The organism is Ferdinandcohnia sp. SAFN-114 (assembly GCF_059415045.1).
On sequence record NZ_JBPFDQ010000195.1, the window covers coordinates 1 to 1,445 of the forward strand.

Consider the following 1,445-nt stretch of genomic DNA (forward strand, 5'->3'; position numbering starts at 1 on the left):
GCCATACAGACACACCTCGTTATAGTTGATATATTTATTATAACAATCTGTGTCTACTTTTTAGTCTAGCATCATAGCTTTGCGCACTACTGTAGAACGTAATGAAGATCCGTATGTAACAGCTCAAAAACTTTTAGAAATTCCGTTTATGAAGGTAATGGAGATTCATTCGCATCATGAGTGGGCACCAATTCCTTCTATGACAGATAACCAAAATGAAAGACAAGGTAGTATGCTGTATGCCATTGTGGGTAAAGTACATCAATTCTTTCCAGAAGTAACAGTACGCTACTTCAATACGGTCTTACAAGAGCATATCCCTTTAAATCCATTTATGGTTTTTCAGAATCCATTTACATCAATACCATCCCAATATGATACATCTGTTGTGGAGGTATGGTCATGAGTGGAATGATTGATTTGTTACAAGGTGATACTTATAGTTACAATAGACGTAAAAAGCTATTTCCTATCATCGTTCAAGTAGGAGTCGGAGGAACAGGCAGTAATCTCGCTCAGCAAGTTGCTCAAATGTTGGGTATGTATACGGACCAAGTTATTACTGTATTGCTGATCGTGATGAAATTGAAAAGAAAAATCTTCGAAACCAGTTGTTTGTGGAGTCGAATGTCGGTAAAAGGAAGGCGGATATACTTGCTCAACGCTATTCAGCGGCTTATAAGATTAACATCGCTTCTTATTTCGATGAATTTATTGAGGATATATCAACTTTAATGAATTTATTTAACATAGATTACATGGATTTTGAAGGTTCTTACAGCGAATATAAGGTCTTACCGATTTTATTAGGCTGTGTCGACAATAACTTTACTCGAAAGATTTTTCATCAATTTTTTGAGTATGTTCCTAATATCTTGTATATAGATAGCGGGAATGAAAGTGCTGTTGTTCCATCTGATTTTGCTACTCGTCCTAAAGAAAAGTGGACTGAGGAAGAATTAACTGCATACAACGAAAGTGGTTGGACTGGTCAGGTAGTGTGTGGTTTGAAAGTGAAAGGTAAAACCATATTAGAACCGGTAGCTAGTCGTTTTCCTGAAATTCTAGAAGATGATGATGATTTCAAGAAACCATCTGAATTATCATGTGAGGAATTATCTTTAAGTGACCCTCAGAGGCTTTTGACGAATAAATTTGCAGCTGTGGCTTGTAGTACTTATCTAACTGAACTTTTAGAATGTGGTACGATTTCTAACTCAATGACAGTTTTTCATGCGAAAAAGGGATATATGAGAAGTGAAGCAATAAAGAATGACGCAAATAATTAATTTGCGTCTTCTTTTTATTCTATGTTTTTAAAATTTCTTTTTAAATAAATATCAAAAAGTTCATTAATATGATTGTCAACTTGGACTAACCTAAAATAGTGAGACAATATAAAACACCTCCAAAATGGCAATACTTGAGATAAGTATTGTGACATT

At 34.7% G+C, this 1,445-nt stretch carries 2 protein-coding genes; both read left to right on the top strand.

What is annotated here, in order from left to right; all coding sequences use genetic code 11:
• Nucleotides 1-79: 79 nt before the first annotated feature.
• Nucleotides 80-406 carry a hypothetical protein gene (locus ACR65M_RS26850; protein ID WP_440274935.1) on the top strand — a complete coding sequence of 109 codons (327 nt, stop codon included), beginning with the start codon at nucleotides 80-82 and terminating at the stop codon, nucleotides 404-406.
• A 211-nt stretch (nucleotides 407-617) separates the two neighbouring features.
• Nucleotides 618-1,289, top strand: a complete 672-nt coding sequence (locus tag ACR65M_RS26855; RefSeq protein ID WP_440274936.1) for a ubiquitin-activating E1 family protein — start codon at nucleotides 618-620, stop codon at nucleotides 1,287-1,289.
• The last annotated feature ends 156 nt before the right edge of the window (nucleotides 1,290-1,445 follow it).